This window comes from Flavobacterium polysaccharolyticum (assembly GCF_038739875.1).
Taxonomy (GTDB): domain Bacteria; phylum Bacteroidota; class Bacteroidia; order Flavobacteriales; family Flavobacteriaceae; genus Flavobacterium; species Flavobacterium polysaccharolyticum.
Genome location: NZ_JBCGDP010000007.1, coordinates 16,471 through 34,297, shown reverse-complemented (window position 1 = coordinate 34,297; position 17,827 = coordinate 16,471). Strand labels below are relative to the sequence as shown.

General features: G+C 31.8%; 13 protein-coding genes and 1 tRNA gene. 5 read left to right on the top strand and 9 right to left on the bottom strand.

Annotation, left to right across the window (positions count from 1 at the left end; all coding sequences use genetic code 11):
* Window positions 1-74 precede the first annotated feature (74 nt).
* From WFZ86_RS08700 to WFZ86_RS08685, 4 genes are all read right to left on the bottom strand, one after another.
* Complete coding sequence (locus WFZ86_RS08700) at window positions 75-1,145, bottom strand: carbohydrate-binding family 9-like protein (RefSeq protein ID WP_342691572.1); 1,071 nt, start codon at window positions 1,143-1,145, stop codon at window positions 75-77.
* 8 nt (window positions 1,146-1,153) lie between these two features.
* Entirely contained in the window at window positions 1,154-2,119 is a 966-nt protein-coding gene (locus WFZ86_RS08695) for a glycoside hydrolase family 130 protein (protein ID WP_315172663.1), read from the bottom strand.
* A gap of 116 nt (window positions 2,120-2,235) precedes the next feature.
* A complete protein-coding gene (locus WFZ86_RS08690; protein ID WP_342691571.1) occupies window positions 2,236-4,113 on the bottom strand; it encodes a sodium:solute symporter family protein in 1,878 nt (625 codons plus the stop codon).
* 38 nt (window positions 4,114-4,151) lie between these two features.
* The gene (locus WFZ86_RS08685; protein ID WP_342691570.1) at window positions 4,152-6,398 is read right to left on the bottom strand and encodes a GH92 family glycosyl hydrolase; all 2,247 of its coding nucleotides are present in this window, start codon (window positions 6,396-6,398) and stop codon (window positions 4,152-4,154) included.
* A gap of 112 nt (window positions 6,399-6,510) precedes the next feature.
* Between WFZ86_RS08685 and WFZ86_RS08680 the strand changes: the two genes are divergently transcribed.
* Window positions 6,511-7,569: a sensor histidine kinase gene (locus WFZ86_RS08680; protein ID WP_425402873.1), complete on the top strand. Its 1,059-nt coding sequence runs from the start codon at window positions 6,511-6,513 to the stop codon at window positions 7,567-7,569.
* A 57-nt stretch (window positions 7,570-7,626) separates the two neighbouring features.
* Window positions 7,627-8,337, top strand: coding sequence for a LytR/AlgR family response regulator transcription factor (locus tag WFZ86_RS08675; protein ID WP_315172674.1), 711 nt, complete (start codon window positions 7,627-7,629; stop codon window positions 8,335-8,337).
* A 121-nt stretch (window positions 8,338-8,458) separates the two neighbouring features.
* On the opposite strand, the gene nagB is transcribed toward WFZ86_RS08675, so the two are convergent.
* From nagB to WFZ86_RS08655, 4 genes are all read right to left on the bottom strand, one after another.
* Window positions 8,459-10,372: a glucosamine-6-phosphate deaminase gene (gene nagB / locus WFZ86_RS08670; protein ID WP_342691568.1), complete on the bottom strand. Its 1,914-nt coding sequence runs from the start codon at window positions 10,370-10,372 to the stop codon at window positions 8,459-8,461.
* A 146-nt stretch (window positions 10,373-10,518) separates the two neighbouring features.
* Entirely contained in the window at window positions 10,519-12,615 is a 2,097-nt protein-coding gene (locus WFZ86_RS08665; protein WP_342691567.1) for an alpha-L-fucosidase, read from the bottom strand.
* Window positions 12,616-13,311: 696 nt separating this feature from the next.
* Window positions 13,312-14,271 (bottom strand): hypothetical protein, encoded by a 960-nt coding sequence (locus WFZ86_RS08660; protein ID WP_342691566.1) that lies wholly within the window; start codon window positions 14,269-14,271, stop codon window positions 13,312-13,314.
* Between the two features lie 141 nt (window positions 14,272-14,412).
* Window positions 14,413-14,853 (bottom strand): hypothetical protein, encoded by a 441-nt coding sequence (locus WFZ86_RS08655; RefSeq protein ID WP_342691565.1) that lies wholly within the window; start codon window positions 14,851-14,853, stop codon window positions 14,413-14,415.
* A gap of 227 nt (window positions 14,854-15,080) precedes the next feature.
* On the opposite strand from WFZ86_RS08655, the gene WFZ86_RS08650 reads away from it, so the two are divergent.
* The 3 genes from WFZ86_RS08650 to WFZ86_RS08640 all read left to right on the top strand — a co-directional run bounded on the left by WFZ86_RS08650 (window position 15,081) and on the right by WFZ86_RS08640 (window position 16,930).
* Window positions 15,081-15,221: a hypothetical protein gene (locus WFZ86_RS08650; protein WP_342691564.1), complete on the top strand. Its 141-nt coding sequence runs from the start codon at window positions 15,081-15,083 to the stop codon at window positions 15,219-15,221.
* Window positions 15,222-15,442: 221 nt separating this feature from the next.
* Window positions 15,443-15,772: a hypothetical protein gene (locus WFZ86_RS08645; protein ID WP_342691563.1), complete on the top strand. Its 330-nt coding sequence runs from the start codon at window positions 15,443-15,445 to the stop codon at window positions 15,770-15,772.
* 174 nt (window positions 15,773-15,946) lie between these two features.
* Window positions 15,947-16,930 (top strand): hypothetical protein, encoded by a 984-nt coding sequence (locus WFZ86_RS08640; protein WP_342691562.1) that lies wholly within the window; start codon window positions 15,947-15,949, stop codon window positions 16,928-16,930.
* Between the two features lie 704 nt (window positions 16,931-17,634).
* Here the strand turns inward: WFZ86_RS08640 and WFZ86_RS08635 are convergent.
* A tRNA-Leu gene (locus WFZ86_RS08635) sits at window positions 17,635-17,714 on the bottom strand.
* Window positions 17,715-17,827 lie beyond the last annotated feature (113 nt).

Here is a 17,827-nt window from a genome sequence, read left to right as displayed (position 1 = left end):
AAAAAACTGGATTTTATTAGTATCTTGAATGGTTTAAAATAATTCATTACGCGAGGAGATTTGATTTGTACTAATTAATTTTGCTGTAAATATCGACCATCCTCATTTATAATTAATGTTTTATTAGAAAAAGGACTTTTAATAGAGATGCCCCATCCAAAACTATAATTCTCCAATTTGGGATTTATAGAAAAGCCATCCATTTTAAGATTGATATTACCAAGATCTTTTAATGATGTTGCCCATTGTTTTTTTAATGAAAAATATTGTTTTTGAGCTCTATACCATTTAAACAATTCCCATTTTAATTGTTCGTCTTTAGGAATTGTAAAAGCATCTTTCCCCTCTTTCGAAGAAAAATAAACATAGCCCCATTTTTCGGGTTCGTGCATATTAATAACACCTTGTGGCGACCAAACCCAATTATATTCTGGCAAAAATTTACCAGAAGCATCTTTTTTACGTTCGTATTTACCGTCAATAATGGAATGTTGCCAATTGACTCTAGAGAAATTCACTCTCCAAAAGCGATCTCTAGGTACATTATCCTCATTATACGATTTTTGATAAGCCGCCCAAGGTATAGCTATTTCCAACATCCATCCTTGATCAGTATCCGTTGAATTATTGATTGTTCCTTTGACTTTTACTGCTGACTTTAATCCAGTAATGTTCCAATCATTTAGAACGACATTATCGTTTGTTCGATAAGGTTTTGACAAGAATAAATCCCAAACAGTATTTAATGCATTGATTTCTAATTCATAATAATTAAAAGAATCACCATCTGGGTCTATAAAAACTTCAAAATCGTTATTGTAAAAAATAATGGCATCACGCTGTTTTAGGTTGGCCCAAACATGTGGCTCGTTGATTTTTGCTAAAATATAATAATTGGTTTCGTCCCACAGCATTTTCACTTTTGTTTCGTATTTGGGTTTTTGAACACCTTCAATATCAACAAAAGCATCTGTCCAATCTACTTTTGACCATGATGTTTCAGATTCCTCCCCATCAACAATGATTTTGTCTGTAGTTTTATATGCTATATGAGTTTTAGGAACAATTTCGTTGTTGGATTGTGAAAACCCAATACTAGTAGTTAAACCAAAAACAACTGTAAACCATTTTAATATTAAACGCATATTTTTTTCTATAAACTGTTCTCTTTTGTAAACTGAATTACTTCACTTAATTTACCAAATGCAATAGCGACTACGGTATCAGCAGCACCATAATATACGGCCAATTTGTCTTCTTCTATACTATGTAAAGCGGCACATGGGAAAACTACATTGGGCACATCACCAACTTGCTCATAAAGTTCTGCTGGTCCTAATAAATAAGGCTGTGTTCTATATTTTACTATATCCGGTGAATCAACTTCTAAAAGCGCTGCTCCCATTGCATAACGGAAACCGTTGCAGGTATTAATAACGCCGTGATAAATCATTAACCAACCTTCAGCGGTAAGAATCGGGATTGGTCCTGCACCAACTTTGGTACATTGCCAAGCACTGTCTTCAAAAGGAGTTGGTTTCATCACTAAACGGTGTTCTCCCCAGTATTTCATATCTGGACTATAACTGATCCAAATATCTCCAAAAGGAGTATGTCCGTTGTCACTCGGACGGCTTAACATAGCATATTTTCCGTTTATTTTTTGCGGAAATAAAACCCCATTTCTGTTAAAAGGCAAGTAAGCATTTTCACATTGATAAAATTCTTTGAAATCAAAAGTATATCCTATTCCAATTGTTGGACCGTTGTATCCGTTACACCAAGTAATCCAGTAACGGTCTTCGATAAAAACAACACGAGGGTCATATTTATAGGCAGATTCAATCATTTCTGTATTCCCAGCCTGCATTTCTATTGGCTCATGGTTAATATCCCAATTTATTCCATCTTTGCTGAAACCTGCAAAAATATTCATCTGAACTGCTTTGTTATCACATCTAAAAACACCAGCATAGCCATCTCCAAAAGGAACTACAGCGCTATTAAAAACACTGTTTGATGAAGGTATAGCATATCTATTAATAATTGGATTTTCAGCATATCTCCACATTACATCATTGGAATTTTCGGGTCTATCTTGCCAAGGAATTGTACTCACTTTTATATCATTTTATTTGTTAAACATTTTCTTTTTTACCCTTTAAGGGTGCAATTAAATCATAACTACACCCAGGGTGCCTCTTGTATGTGTGGTATTCTAAATAATATTTTCTTTTAATCTTCTATTTTTCGAACTTTATCTAACCAAGTGAATTTTAAAATTGTTGTTGTTATTAAAAACACAATTAAAGCCACAATTGCTTTTGGATAATCTCTGATGATGAAGAATATCGGAAGTAAAATCATACTGGACTGCCATACAATTCCGATTACACAATTCAGCATATCTTTCCAAAAGTCATTATTTTTCTCAAAAGTCTGATCTTCAATTTTTAATGTTTCGTAAACTGGATGCCACCAACCCCATGGACGTACATTAGTATAAAAAGATTTGAGCACCTCCATATCAGTAGGTTTACTTAAGAAAGTTCCTAAAAGACACCCCAAAATAGAGAAACCAAAAATTAATGGAAATAAGTAAATGGCTTGTACTTCTGCTAAATCATATAAAAACGATCCTTCTGTTAAACTTCCTTTGGCCTGACCTAGAGCAAATTGTAAAGAAGCAATGATTAATCCAGCGAACATTCCCCAAAAATATCCCCAACCGTTAAAACGCCACCAAATCCATTTTAAGAAATTCGCCGCTACGTAACCACCATATAATGCACTGGTAATCCATAACGTCAATGAATTAATTGAGTCTGCAAAGAATCCCATAAAAACTCCTAAACCAACAACTAAGAAAGAAGAAAGCTGACTTACTTTTATATAATGTGCATTTGTAGCGACTGGTTTAAAGTATTTTTTATAAATATCATTTACAATATAAGCTGGTCCTGCATTTACAAATGCTGAAAATCCAGACATAAACGCCGCTAATAAACCCGCCAGTAAAATTCCTTTAATTCCAACAGGAATATATAAATTGACCACTTTTGGCATTAATAATTCTAAATCCGCTCCTGTTAAACCTGCATTAGCATTTAGTTCTGGCGCTAAATTAACCAAAGCAATTACTACAATTCCTGTAATTAATAAATACCTTGGAATGAACAGGATTAAGTTCGTGAAACCACTCATATAAGCCGCTTCCTTTACGGATTTGGTAGAAAGTACTCTTTGTAAATCATAACTTGGTGTTGGCCCAGCAATACTAGCAAAGAAACCTTTGAATAGTGTCATCCCTATAAAAGCTGCAAACATTTTGTACCCTTCCGAATCAATCAAATTATTAAACGTCTGAAACTTATCACTCCACTGAGTTTCAAACTGCCATCCGAAGAACACATTTTTCCATTCCTCAGTAATAATCGAATTAATCTGAATATCAGTATAGTTAATAAAAGCATATCCCGCAATTAAAACACTGGCAACTATCATAATTAAATATTGCACAACCTCTGTTGCTACTACAGAGAACATTCCGCCTTTAACCGTATAAATTGTAGTTAAAAAAATGATTAACAAGGCATAAGAACGCTCGGATGTCAATAAAATTAAATCGCCATAATGAAGCGTTAAATCCCAAGGAAGAATAATAGTTACAAATTTTCCGATTCCTTCAAAGAAATAAGCGATAAAACCAATGGTAGAAATAATGGCAAAAATAGCCACAATAATGTGTGATGCTTTTCCAGCTCTGTCGCTCCCGAAACGGGTTAAAATCCATTCAGAACCTGTCATTACTTTCGATCTTCTGATCCACACCGCAAGAAACATCATTACAAAAATCTGATTCCATATCGGCCAAAGCCACATAAACATGAAACTTTTTACTCCATATAAAAACAGAACCCCAATCATCCAGGAAGTTCCTGAAACATCAAACATTCCAGATCCGTTACTTAACCCTAAAAGATACCATTTTATTGTTTTTCCGCCAAGGAAATAATCATCTAGTCCTTTTGATGCTTTTCTTGAAATCCAAATACCTATACCTACTGTGAGGAAAATATAAGCTACGATGATTGATACGTCAATGATATCCATTAAATTTATTTGTTAGTAGGTTAGTTACGTTTTTGTTTTTATTTATTTTTTATTCCCCAGTTTTTATTTGGCTGAGGTCCCATTACAAAATGAAGAACTCCTCCTTTTAAAATCTGCTCATGTGTGATTGCTGTTTGATTGAATTCGATTCCGTTTAAAGTAGCAGACTGTATATAAAAATTTTTGTCTGAAACATTTTGAGCTTCGATTACAAAGGCTTTTCTGCCTTCAAGATTGATAGTTGCTTTTTCGAAAATCGGACTTCCTATTTCGTATTCTCCCGAAGCTGGATTCATAGGATACAGTCCCATTGAACTGAAAACATACCAAGCTGACATTTGTCCGCAATCTTCATTACCGCTCAAGCCATTGGGAGTCGTATTGTATTGTGTGTCTAAAATATGACGTACCCAATATTGCGTTCTCCAGGGCTGTCCAGCATGATTGAACATGTAAGCAATATGATGACTTGGCTCATTTCCGTGTGCGTATTGCCCAATTAATCCTGAAATATCTGCCGAAACGTTATTTCCTGTAATTTCTGAACTCTCAGTAAATAGCTGTTCTAAACGTTTTGCAAAAACTTCATTACTTCCGTGAAGCGCAATTAAATTATCTACATTCTGAGGTACGAACCAGCTGTGCTGCCAAGCATTTCCTTCAGTATAATCTGTATGCTCTCTGTGATTAGAATGTTTCGGATCGAAAGGTTCGTTCCATGTTTTTCCGTCTTCCGATTTACCTCTCATAAATCCAGTTTTCGGATCAAATAAATGTTGGTAAGCTTGAGATCTCTTTAAAAAGAATTGGTAATCATCATTTTTACCTAAAGCTTTAGCCATTTGTGCCACACACCAATCGTCATAAGCATATTCTAAAGTAATGGTTACTGATTCATCAAGTAAATTATAAGGGATATAACCATACTTTTTGTAAAAATTTAATCCACGTTCATCCTGCATCATTGTGGCTTTCATTGCTTCATACGCCTTTTCAGCATTAAACCCTTTAATGCCTTTTTGATATGCATCAACAATTACTGGAATCGAATGATAGCCTGTCATTGTATTCGTTTCGTTAGCATATAAAGTCCAAACCGGTAATATCTTTTTGGTATCATAATAGGCTAACATTGAGTTCACAATATCTGATACTTTGTCTGGAGCTAGTATAGTAAGTAAGGGATTTTCGGCTCTAAAAGTATCCCATAGTGACAAAGTGGAATAAGCAGTATAATCTTTTGCTGTAACAATTTGATCATCTTCTTTTCTATACTGTCCGCTTTTATCACTATAGGCTACAGGGGCAATTTGTGCATGATACATCGCCGTATAAAAAATTCTCTTTAAAGAATCTACGGGTGTTTCAACCTCTATTTTACTTAATGTTCTATTCCATGTTTCGGTAGCTTCAGATTTGGTTTTTTCAAAACTAGCGTTTTCTCTGTCTAAATTATCTTTGGCATTAGCCACACTAACTGATGATAAAGCAACCTTTACCCTCAATTCATCGGAATTATTGGCTTGAAAAAACAATTGTGCTGCTGTAGTTTCTCCACCAGCTGTATTTCCTGTAACAATTTGTTTATTGGCCAATAAAACGGATTCAGCAATTGGTTTTGAAAATTTTGCGACAAAAAAAACTTTTTGATTTTTGGCCCAACCTGTACTAAAACGATGACCACTTATGGTAAATTCGTCTTCGATTGTAATGCCTGTTTTCAAAGTTTTGTCCCAATTAATAGCAAATCCAAGATCGATTATGAGTGATTGCTTGTCATTTTTGGCAAATGTATATTTATGGAAGGCCGTTCTCTGGGATGAAGTTAATTCTACATTAATTTTGGGGTCTTTAAGGAAAACTTGATAAGAGCCCGGTGTTGCTTTTTCGTTAACATGACTGTAAGATGATTTATAAGGTAACTGATCGCGTGAAGCTATTTTTGTTGTTAAATCAACCTTTTTATTTGTTGGCATAAATAAAATATCTACCAAATCTCCTATCCCTGTTCCACTTAAATGTAAATGACTGAATCCTGCAATTATTGAATCCGAATGATGATATCCAGAACACCAATCCCAATTTGAAACACCATTATCAGGACTCACTTGTAACATTCCAAAAGGAACAGTGGCTCCAGGATAAGTATGCCCGTGACCACCCGTACCTATAAAAGGATCAACATAGTTTACAAAAGGTGTTTTTTGATGATGATTTTTATTTACATTTATCTTGCAACTTGCGATCAAAATCATAAATAAAATCAACACGATACTATTCTTCATATTTAACAATCTTAATTTAACTTTAAATTTATACATATCCGACTTTCATCAAAAGTAATTTAGACGGACGACATGTAAACTAAGATAAACATCAAAAAAACATATTTTCATTATGAATTTAAATTCCAGTAAATTTTATCGATTACCATTACAGTATCACTTCTTTTTTTGGATTACTTATTTTTTATTTAACACATTTAGATGGGGAATTTATTTTAATGATTATTGGTATTCATTAAAAACTAACTTACTAGGATTTCCAATTCACATGACGCTGTGCTATCTGAATATTCTAGTCTTTATGCCTTATCTAGTATACAGAAAAAGATATTTTTTATATGTAATTACAATTTTAACAACCATCTTTTTAATGGTGATTATAAAATTCAATCTCACATATTTATTAATAACTCATAATGTTTGGCCTGAAGGTCCTGAGACTATTGATAAATTAACCTTCAATTATAGTATCAACATGATGATGGGAGAATTGTATGTAATCACTTTTGTGACAGCGATTAAGATTACATTTGACTTTCTAAAAGAACAAAAAAGAGCAACAGATCTTGAAAAAACTCAATTAGAGACAGAGTTACTGTTCTTAAAATCTCAAATTTCTCCACACTTTTTCTTCAATACGCTCAATAATATTTATTCACTATCTGTAGAAAAATCGAACAAAACTCCAAAAATTGTTCTCAAACTTTCTGAATTAATGCGCTACATGCTTTATGATACTAAGACTAAAAAGCAAACTTTAGAGAATGAAATACTTTGTATTCAAAACTATCTTGACTTGGAGAGAATTAGAAATGATGATCGCTTACAAGTTAATATGTCTATTTCTGGAGATATACATGATAAAGAAATTAGTCCAATCATACTACTCACTTTTATTGAAAATGCTTTTAAACATGGGGTCAACAAAAACACTGGACCCGTAGTAATCGATATAAAATTTAAAATCAAAAATGATTTTTTATACTTCACTATCACTAATCCAATGCCTGAAATCACAAAGCACAAAGACAACTTTAACAAGTCTAGTGGTATAGGAATAGAGAATGTAAAAAAAAGACTTGAATTGGGCTATAATAAAAACGATTATAAACTTTCATTTAAAAATAAAAAGAATATTTTTGCTGTAAAGCTTGTAATTAAAGTATCTTAGGGGAAATTCCCTCTCTTTTCAAAACACTTAATTTATTTCTCTCAAAAACATATAGCAATGAAAATAAATTGTTTAATCATAGATGATGAGCCTTTGGCAATTAATGTTATTAAAAATTATTTAGAACCTATTGAAAATTTTGAAGTAATAAACACTTTTAGTAATCCAATTGAAGGTTTAAATTTTTTAAAAAACACTAAAGTCGACGTAATCTTTCTCGATATTAATATGCCTGTTCTTGATGGAATAAATTTCATAAAAAGTCTAGAAAACCCTCCTATACTTATCATTACAAGTGCTTATAGCCAGTTTGCTATAGAAACTTATGAACTTGATGTTTTGGATTATCTGGTAAAACCAATCGAATTTCCTAGACTAATGAAAACATTAAACAAAATTAGCAAGAGGCTTGACATCAACAACAAGGTTTCACAAGAAAGTAATACTGAAAGCCCTTTTATTTTTGTTAAGATTGACAAAAAGAGAATGAAAAAAATATTTTTCAATGAAATTCTTGTAATCGAAAGTTTAAAAGACTATTTAAAAATAAACACCTTAACAGGTAAATACATAATTCACAGTACATTATCCGACTTTACTGATTTATTACCCGAAAAAAATTTTTTAAGAATTCACAGATCATATACTATCGCTATTGATAAGATTGATGCCGTTGAAGGAAATAGTATCGAAATTGAAGGACTTAGATACGTAATTGGAAGATCTTATATTGATCATGTAAAACAACGAATTTTAACTTCTACTTAAAAAACTTCACCTCATTTGGTTACAGTATGAGCAATAAAAAAATGCAGCCGAGTAGACTGCATTTAAAAAAATGGTAACCAACCAAATAAACCACATGAAAATAGTTTACATTTTATATTCATTAAAAGAAATACCTCTTAAATGCTTCTATTGCCGAATAATTTGCTAATCCCAAGGCATGATATTTTTCTGCAGTTAATCGGTTTCTGTCCTCAACTCTTACCCAAAACTCCCTACTATCATCTCCCTGAAACATTACTCCATCTTTTTGAGATTGATGATAAAAAATAGCATGTCGTTTTTTGAGTACTTGATCAGGACTCATTGGAACTGCCATATCAATCTGGTAAGATTCCCATTCATGCCATGCTCCTCTATATAACCAAACCCAGCAATCATCCATAAAACTTTTATGCTTTAGTCTTTTTAAAGCTTCAAACAAACTATCTAAACAAACTTTGTGAGTTCCGTGAGGGTCTGCTAAATCTCCCGCTGCATAAATTTGATGTGGTTGTATTCTTTCAATAATATCACACATAATTTCTATATCAGCTTCTCCAAGATTATTTTTCTTTACTGTACCCGTTTCGTAAAAAGGTAAATCTAGGAAGGTAACATTTGAATCCTGCAAACCTAAATATCGGGTAGCAGCCAAAGATTCACTTCTCCTTATGAGTCCTTTTAATTTTCTAACTTCTAGTGAATCGATATCATTCGCTTTTTTATTCTTTAAAAAATTGATGATGTTTTCAGATTCGCTGGAATTTTTATTCAAGGCCATCGAGATTTCAGCAAATTTTAAAGCTTCTTCATTAGAAACAGCAATGTTTCCTGATGTCTGGTATGCAATATGTACATCATGACCCTGTTCTACCAATCTATCAAAAGTTCCTCCCATAGAAATAACATCATCATCAGGATGCGGGCTAAAAATGATAATTCTCTTTCGTTCTGGAGTGGCTCGTTCCGGTCTGTGAGTATCGTCTGCATTTGGTTTTCCTCCAGGCCATCCAGTTATAGTGTGCTGGATTTTATTAAACATTTTAATATTTAAATCATAGGCAGTTCCTTCTTCTGTCAATAAACTAGACATACCATGATCATTGTAATCTTTATCTGTAAGTTTAAGAAACGGTTTTTTTGTTAACTCACTTAACCAAGCAACAGCTTTCAGTTTTAATTCCTCAGTCCAAATTATCGATTTTACTAGCCAAGGTGTTTTCACTCTCGTTAATTCAGAGGAAGCTTCGGTGTCTAAAACAAAAGTTGTATTGCTGTGCTGTTGTAAATAGGTTGCTGGTACTTTTGAAGAAATCTCTCCTTCAATGGTTTTTTTAATAATTTCGGCTTTACTGATTCCCCATGCTAGGAGTACGATTCTCTTGGCGTTTTTTACAGTCCCAATTCCCATGGTGATCGCTTTTCTAGGCACATTATCAATTCCTAAAAAGGAGGATGCCGCGTCAATACGTGTCAAATGATCGAGCGTAATACTTCTTGTTCCGGAATTAACATGAGATCCTGGCTCATTAAACCCAATATGACCTGTTCTTCCTATGCCTAAAAGCTGAAAATCTAAACCACCGTATGATTTAATTTTCATCTCATAATCTATACAATATTGATATAAATCTTCACTATTAATATTCCCATCAGGTATATTAATATTATCTGCTAAGATGTCTACATGATCGAAAAGATGCTCATGCATAAAATGATAATAACTTTGAATGTTATTCTTATCCATTGGATAATATTCATCTAAGTTAAAAGTAACTACATTTGCAAAACTCAACCCTTCTTCTTTGTGCATTCTTACCAATTCTTCGTAAACTTTTATTGGCGAAGATCCTGTTGCTAATCCTAGAACGCAAGGCTCGTTTAATTCTTCTTTTCTCTGAATTATGTTTGCTATTTCCTGCGCAACCAATACAGAAGCTTCTTGAGAGGATTGAAAAATCACATTATGAATCTTCTCAAAACGTGTTTCTTCAAACTTCCCCGCTTCTTTAAAACTTATGCTTTCTCTAATCATTTTGCTTATTAGCTTTAATTATATAGCATAAAATTAGAAATTACTGTAGCTGTAAAACTAAAAATTCGACTAATAACCTTTTAACTACGGCAAAAGACAAAATCAGCAACTTTAAAAAAATCGGTGTCTATTTAAGTTTCGTTTATTTACTTTTCGATCACATTTATTTCACCTATAGAAAACGTCTGCCCATTTCCTTCAGTTGATTTAGCAACAAATCGCAGGTATCTTGCTTTAGTTTCAGCAAATGTTTTTACTTGTTCGATGGGATTATTTTTAATATTTGAAAACTCTCCCTGAGATTGCAAGGTCCACTTTATATTATCTAAACTTGTGTAAAATTCGTATTTAGAGATTAAATTAAGATTGTTACCCACTTGTTGCGGAATATAAGTAAACCCTTTTATTTTGAGAATAACTCCCATATCAATTACTACTTCCTGTGAAGCTTTATTATTGTCACTTCTAAAACTCCAGTCTGTATCAGGATTTCCGTCTATAATTCTATTTACTAAATTCATATCTCCACCTGAAGCGGTAACCACTTTCCATTTTTCTTTAGAAACCCCATACTTTGCAGTTGTAATGGCACTGCTGATCTTTTCATCTTTATGAATCGCTATCGCTTTTATCTGAACTGCTTTATTATATTCAAAAACACCTTTATATAATATACTTTTTACAGATGGCTTAGAACCATCTGTAGTGTAATAGATACTATTTCCTTCTCTAGATTTCATAGTAACATTTCCATTTTTATCACGCTGAATTTCCGGAGCCCTTACAAAAGTTGGAGCATTATAAGCCTGAATATTCGAAATAACAATAGTTGCTTTGGAGTCGGTGATATTAATTTTAAGCGCCGAAGCTGTAATTCTCTCTAGCCTTAAAATTCTTTTATAGCCGATAGTAGTTTCGTTGGCAATAGTTTTCCATTGTCCGTCAATTTTAGCTTCAATAGTAAAAGCCTTGATGCGTTGTCCTAATTTTATATATTCCTGAAGCAAAATCCGATTGACAGCTGTAGGCCTTTCAAAATCAAAGACAATCGAAGCCATTTTCACATGATCATCTGTAGCCCAATAAGTATCTTTATTACCGTCTGTTACATTTTGAACTGCGAATTCATTGCTGTTACCTCTGGCATTAGTTACTGTTACTTTACTTGATGCTAATAATTCGGTTTTGAAATCTTCTTTTATGACCGCAACCAGTTCTTTTAATCTAGTTTCGTCATTTTCATGTACCAATCCCCTTTTATCTACAGGCAGATTAAGTAACAAATTTGCATTACGTCCTACTGATTCATAATAAATATCAACCATTTCATCGAGCGAGCGTACTTTATCATCTTCAATAGCATGATAAAACCACCCAGGTCTAATGGATACATCTGCTTCGCCAGGCACCCATTTTTCACCATTTTCGTGTCCGGACATAAACTCAGTATAATGTACTTTTCCAGCTAACTCTTCTTTCTGACGTAAAAGACTCCAATTTGTTTTTCCAGCACGACCTTCTTCATTCCCAATCCATCTGGCTTCTGAAGGACCTACACCCCACACCAAAGTTTTTGGTGCTGTTTTATAAATTAGTTTATAGGTTTCATCCCAATTGTAATATTCAAGCGTATTAATTTTTCGGGTTTCATTTGCCCCGCCATAATAACCATCACCGCCATTTGCACCATCAAACCACATTTCGAAAACATCACCGTAATTAGTAAGCAGTTCTTTCAGTTGATTTCTGAAATAAGTAATGTATTCGGGTTTGCCATATTCAGCATGATTTCTATCCCATGGGGAAAGATATAGTCCTAATTTTAAATCATACTTTTTACAAGCTGCAGCTAATTCTTTAACCAAATCGCCTTTGCCTTTTTTCCATGGAGAATTTTTCACTGATCGTTCAGTATAAGCTGATGGCCATAAACAAAATCCATCATGGTGTTTGGCTACTAATATAATTCCCTTCATTCCAGCTTCCTTGACAATCCGAGCCCATTGATAAACATCCAAATTTGTTGGATTAAAAAGCTGCGGAGACTCATCACCATAACCCCACTCTTTATTCGTAAATGTATTTAAGGAGAAGTGTACAAAAGCATAAAACTCCATTTCATGCCAATCCACTTGCTTTTGTGTTGGCAATGGACCAAATGGTTCAGGAGCTTTGATCAATTCCTGAGAAGAAATTGGTGTTATAATTGAAATAAAACTTAGTAATAAAAAAATATTTTTCATTAGAAAACTAATTAATGTTTTGTGAGTGAGGAATAAAAAAGACATAAATTTAAAGTAAATCATTATTCTATTTACTACTATTTCGACCAACAACGTTTTTAAAAGAGTATTGGAAAAATTATGAAGGGATAAAAAAAATTGTGATTATTAATTCCGAATCAGGGACAAAATTTGGTGAGGAATAATTAGAAATTCTAAGAATTATATAAATACCATAAAATTTGAATCGTATATAAAACGATTGCAATTAATATTGCTGGCGTTTTTGATTGAAAATTCAGTATATATTTAGATGTATTACAATAATGCCATTTTGAAAATAATCCTAAGTAAAAAACAGAGGACATGGTTTACTATTCTCATGGAAAGATACTAAAACCTTTTGAATGTCTTTTTTGAAGTTACTAAAACGAAATTGAAGTAATACAAGAAGGAAAAAATCATTCAATGCAAAAATAAAAGCCTTTAGAAGGAAGTTTAGAGGGGTAAGAAAAATAGATTTCTTCTTATTCAGATTATCCAATCTTTTTGCATAATCCCCAACTTTTGAACTTGATCCGATTGATCCCATATAATCCCAAAAGTTCTAAAAACAAAAAAACCGCTTCTTTCGAAGCGGTTTTGTACCCTTTACCGTTCAATTGTCGGATTTATTTATTCAAGATTTGAAGAAATTAGCTTACGCTTATGTTAAACTTAAAGATTGTTGTAATTTTTAATGTCATCAATATACCACAATGAAGTTTGTCCATTTATATCAACGTTCGAATAAATTTTTGCAACAACAATATCACCTATTGTAATTTTTTCTTTTTTAATTAGCTCTTTTCCTTTTTCATCAATATCAACGAAAACAGTTGGAAATCCTTGTGGATTAAATTCTGTTAGGTCAATTTCTTCATCATCTAAATCTCTTACTTTATAAATATTATACTTATTGACAATCTTGACATCTGGTGCTTGAGCAATATGAAAATTCAATAAATGAGAAAACATATTTCTATGTTTCCATATTAATTCTTCGAAATTTCTACTGTTTTCGTGCTTAAAAGTTTCATCAAGTAAAATTTCAAAATCATTTGGGTCAATGTTGTTTCCAATAATTTCCTTTAAAACAATCTTAAGATTATTTAAAACTTTTAGAGCATCATTTTTTAATTCATTTTGAGGTTTTTGCTTAAAGTTTTGGTTATAATGCAGACAATCATTTCTTATTGAACGAATTTCGTCTAATAAGTCATAGCTGTTTTGCGATATTATATTTTCGCTTAATTGTAGTTTTAATCTATTATACTGGCTTACATCTATAGTTCCTCCTCTTCTACCAATTATAGTAATATGTTCATTTTTATTATTTTGAAGGGACAAATATTTTGAAAAATCTTCAGCTGAAACCCCAATTAAAGCTGTACAACTAGTATAAAATCCTAATTCATAAAGGTTTTCAGCTTCTTGCAAAAGTTTAATGAAATCACCAATTTGTTTCAGATAATGTATTTCTCCTATTTCCCATTTTCTATCTATAAAATCAATTAAGTTCTCATTAAACCATTTAGTTAAGACCTCTTTATAAGCATTTTTATCTCGTAATTCATAGTCAGATTTTTCATCATTTGATAACAGACTGTAATTATATTTATGAAAATTTATATACATACGTTTTTAATTAATTATTATACTCTTAATGATTACAACGTTGATAATTTGAACTGATTTAGTTTAAAATCTTTAGATAATTGATTTAAAATCAAAATTCCATTTCTTAGAAGCAATTTCAGCAAATAATTGATTTATATTCTAAACACTAGGATAAATAGAATAAAATTTTTCAACGCTAAATTCACCATTGACAATAAATTTTTCAATATCAGGACTTGTAAAATTCCTTAAATCACCTACACACAACCCTGATATAAATGTAAAATTAATTTGGCTAAACGTTATACCTATCGAAGTCAACATTATTCCGTCTCGTTGAAAATATTTTTTTCCATTATCTAATAAAACTTCATTGAATCCAAGTCTATTTAAATGAATTTCTTCTGTACTTATCGGGCGTATTGAACTAACGAGACACTTAATTCGCGAGTTAGAAGTAATTAAGTCCAATGTAACAACCCAATAAGATTCATTTTTATCAATTTCGACAATTTGGGCAAAGTCTTCATTTCTTCTTAAGGGTTCCATTGTTGTATAATCACCAATATACTTCACAAAATCATTTTCTTTATATATCATACTTTTAATGTTTTGCGCTAATTTAATGATTTAAATATTCCGATTTTCAGCATTAATTAATCCTATTAAAAAACAGGTATTTATATTTGTTTAGTACCTTTCTCATTTGAACAAAATTTATTTTTAGATTATGGTTTTCCGTAGTGTAATGAAAAGTTTATTAAAGTTATTTGTATGTCTTTACATATACAGAAGTAAGACTCGTTATATTAATTTAAACTATAAGTATGGAAAAAGTTCAAGCAATTAAGCCAGGTCCAAAACCTAACACTCCAGATGGAACACCAGATGAAAGAAGACGAGTTACACCTCCGAATCAACCCAAACATCCAATTTTAAAACCTCATATCCATAAACCTAAGGATTAATGAAGTAAAAAAAGAAAGCTCTAAAATCAAAACCCTTTTCTATTTAAGAAGAGGTTTTTGTAATCTTTAAAGTTGAATTGGTAAATTTATTCTTTGATGATTTGAAGAAGTTATCATGGTTTTAAAAGTTAATAAGCTAAGTGTGATAAATGCATAAGCTTTATTGGAGGTATCTGATATTGTAAATGGTTAATAATTATATTTGATAAAAAAATGTCCAGATGATAATTGTTATAGATAGTACAGAATACAGACAAGACCGAAGTTTAAATAAGACTGACCTTGCTTATATAAAAGATTTGGGAAGTAAAGGACTTGTAAAATTGCATATTCCATGGTTCGTGTACAAGGAATCTACAACTCAAAGTGTTTTAGAGATAGAAACAGAACTCAGTAAAATTAAAAACACTCTAGCTTCTTTAGATAAGCATGGAATAGTTCCAATTGATTTTAAAATAGTTAAAGATATTTCAAAAAGTGTTGAAAATTTCAGAATAGGAATTAAATGTTGTAGTGAAGCCAGAAGAAGTACTTGTCCAACCTGTAGATAGTTCAAAAAGAAAAGCAACTCATAATCTGAGTTGTCAAACACCTCCAGAAGGTGTTTTATTTTAACTTTTTTATTTTAAACACAACCCACACTTCTATAAATCAGGTATTTACACCCTAGTCTAATAATAATTACTTTCATAATTTTGGCACTAATCAACCCAAAACTAAAAATTATGAAAAGAATTTTTCCCATTATTTTTCTAGTTTCTAATCTTTGTATTAGCCAAACTCAAGTTATACCACCAAAAAACATTAGTGCTACGTATACTCAAATCATTGGGAATGCAGACCCCAAAACAATTGTTAAATTTTATATTGATAAGGATTACAAAAACCCAAATTCAATAATAGTAAATTATAAAGGGATATTTGAATATAATTTCAAACCAATCTTAAGACCAAAAGATGATGGTAAAGCAACAGATATTATTTTATGGTCAGAAAATGAAGCTGGAAAGAAATCAGATTCATTAGTTATAAAAGTTGAAACAAGTGAATCATTACTAAACAAAATAAAATTTGGGACTTATAATCTACCACAGAAAAATTCAAATGCTACACCAACATCACCGTATAATCCTCAAATTTATGAAGTACAACCACCAAGTACAACATATAGTTATCGAGCAACTTTATTAAATACAAATTTTACTGTTCCTATTGCTAGATTCAATTTAGTTAAAGATGCATCAGAAAAAAAAGGTGATATACTTCTATTTAATTCAATTGGCGCAGGAGTTGGTATCAGCAGGGGTTTATATGAAAAAACAACTGATGCTACTGGTGAAACTATTAATTCAGAATTCACCAATTCTTTTGGTCTTCATTTTGGTGTTTTATTTTCTGCTGGTAGCAGTAATTCCGAAAATACAAATGTTTTTGCACCTACAGTTTCAGTGAGTGTTTTAGATTTTCAAATTGGATATGGTTATGAATTAGGAACAATTCAAACTAATCAAAAAAGAAGTTTTTTCACAATTGCTTATGCTATTCCATTATCAAAGTTAGTTAAAGGTAAGTTCTTTATATTCAAAGCTTCAAAAGGATACAATTCACAAAATCCATTACCAATACAACCAATTACAAACGGTAATCCTTTAAATCAAATAAAACAAAATATAATAGAATGGACAAGAGTAAATATGTTTATTCAATAATAATTAAGGCTATCTCAATCGATAGCCTTAATTATTTATCCATTCCTTATTAGAACAATTCAAAAAACTCATAAAAAACATATTTTTTCAAATTAAGGTATAGTCTATCTAAATAATCCGTTTTTTTATTCGGATTTCTGAGAAGAATAAAAGAAATAATCATGGCCACTCGGGCATTCCTCAATCAAATCGGGTTCATAAAAATTAATAAATGTTTTGACTGATAATATAGCTTTTTGGAAATCAAAATTCAATAAATTTCTGCACACTCCTTTATAGGCTGTGTTAGTTTGTTCTGTTGGTTTTAAATGAATTATATCATTTCCCCGCTGTCCGAAGTGTTCATTATAAAAAATAAATCCCACTCCGCAAAAAGTTGTTATGAAAAGCTCCGCAGGTCCGGAGACTTTTATTGTGTTTACGACTTGAAAGAAGTATTTTGGAAAAATACAAAAATGAGACTTTGCAGAGCGAGTTTCTTCTTATTCAGATTATCCAATCTTTTTGCATAATCCCCTACTTTGGACTTGATCCAATAAAAGCCTTTAGAAGTCAGTTTACAGGGGTAAGAAAAATAGATTTCTTCTTATTAAGATTATCCAATCTTTTTGCATAATCCCCAACTTTTGAACTTGATCCCTTTGATCCCATATAATCCCAAAAGTTCTAAAAACAAAAAAACCGCTTCTTTCGAAGCGGTTTTGTACCCGGAGCCGGAGTCGAACCGGCACGGTTTCCCACAGGTGTTTGAGACCAGCGCGTCTACCAATTCCGCCATCCGGGCTTAGCAGACTGAAATAACAACAGTTATTTCTCGCAATAAAGAAATATTTAGTGGTAGCTAAATATCTTTTTCTTTAACACGGTGCAAATGTAAAAAATAAAATTAAATGTTCA

Excerpts from the sequence above, each read along its gene's own strand:
- WFZ86_RS08675 (WP_315172674.1), top strand. The coding sequence starts at position 7,627 with ATGAAAATAAATTGTTTAATCATAGATGATGAGCCTTTGGCAATTAAT.
- WFZ86_RS08690 (WP_342691571.1), bottom strand. The coding sequence starts at position 4,113 with ATGGATATCATTGACGTATCAATCATCGTAGCTTATATTTTCCTCACA.
- WFZ86_RS08655 (WP_342691565.1), bottom strand. The coding sequence starts at position 14,853 with ATGATATATAAAGAAAATGATTTTGTGAAGTATATTGGTGATTATACA.
- WFZ86_RS08680 (WP_425402873.1), top strand. The coding sequence starts at position 6,511 with ATGAATTTAAATTCCAGTAAATTTTATCGATTACCATTACAGTATCAC.
- WFZ86_RS08685 (WP_342691570.1), bottom strand. The coding sequence starts at position 6,398 with ATGAAGAATAGTATCGTGTTGATTTTATTTATGATTTTGATCGCAAGT.
- WFZ86_RS08650 (WP_342691564.1), top strand. The coding sequence starts at position 15,081 with ATGGAAAAAGTTCAAGCAATTAAGCCAGGTCCAAAACCTAACACTCCA.
- nagB (WP_342691568.1), bottom strand. The coding sequence starts at position 10,372 with ATGATTAGAGAAAGCATAAGTTTTAAAGAAGCGGGGAAGTTTGAAGAA.
- WFZ86_RS08645 (WP_342691563.1), top strand. The coding sequence starts at position 15,443 with ATGATAATTGTTATAGATAGTACAGAATACAGACAAGACCGAAGTTTA.
- WFZ86_RS08700 (WP_342691572.1), bottom strand. The coding sequence starts at position 1,145 with ATGCGTTTAATATTAAAATGGTTTACAGTTGTTTTTGGTTTAACTACT.
- WFZ86_RS08640 (WP_342691562.1), top strand. The coding sequence starts at position 15,947 with ATGAAAAGAATTTTTCCCATTATTTTTCTAGTTTCTAATCTTTGTATT.
- WFZ86_RS08660 (WP_342691566.1), bottom strand. The coding sequence starts at position 14,271 with ATGTATATAAATTTTCATAAATATAATTACAGTCTGTTATCAAATGAT.
- WFZ86_RS08665 (WP_342691567.1), bottom strand. The coding sequence starts at position 12,615 with ATGAAAAATATTTTTTTATTACTAAGTTTTATTTCAATTATAACACCA.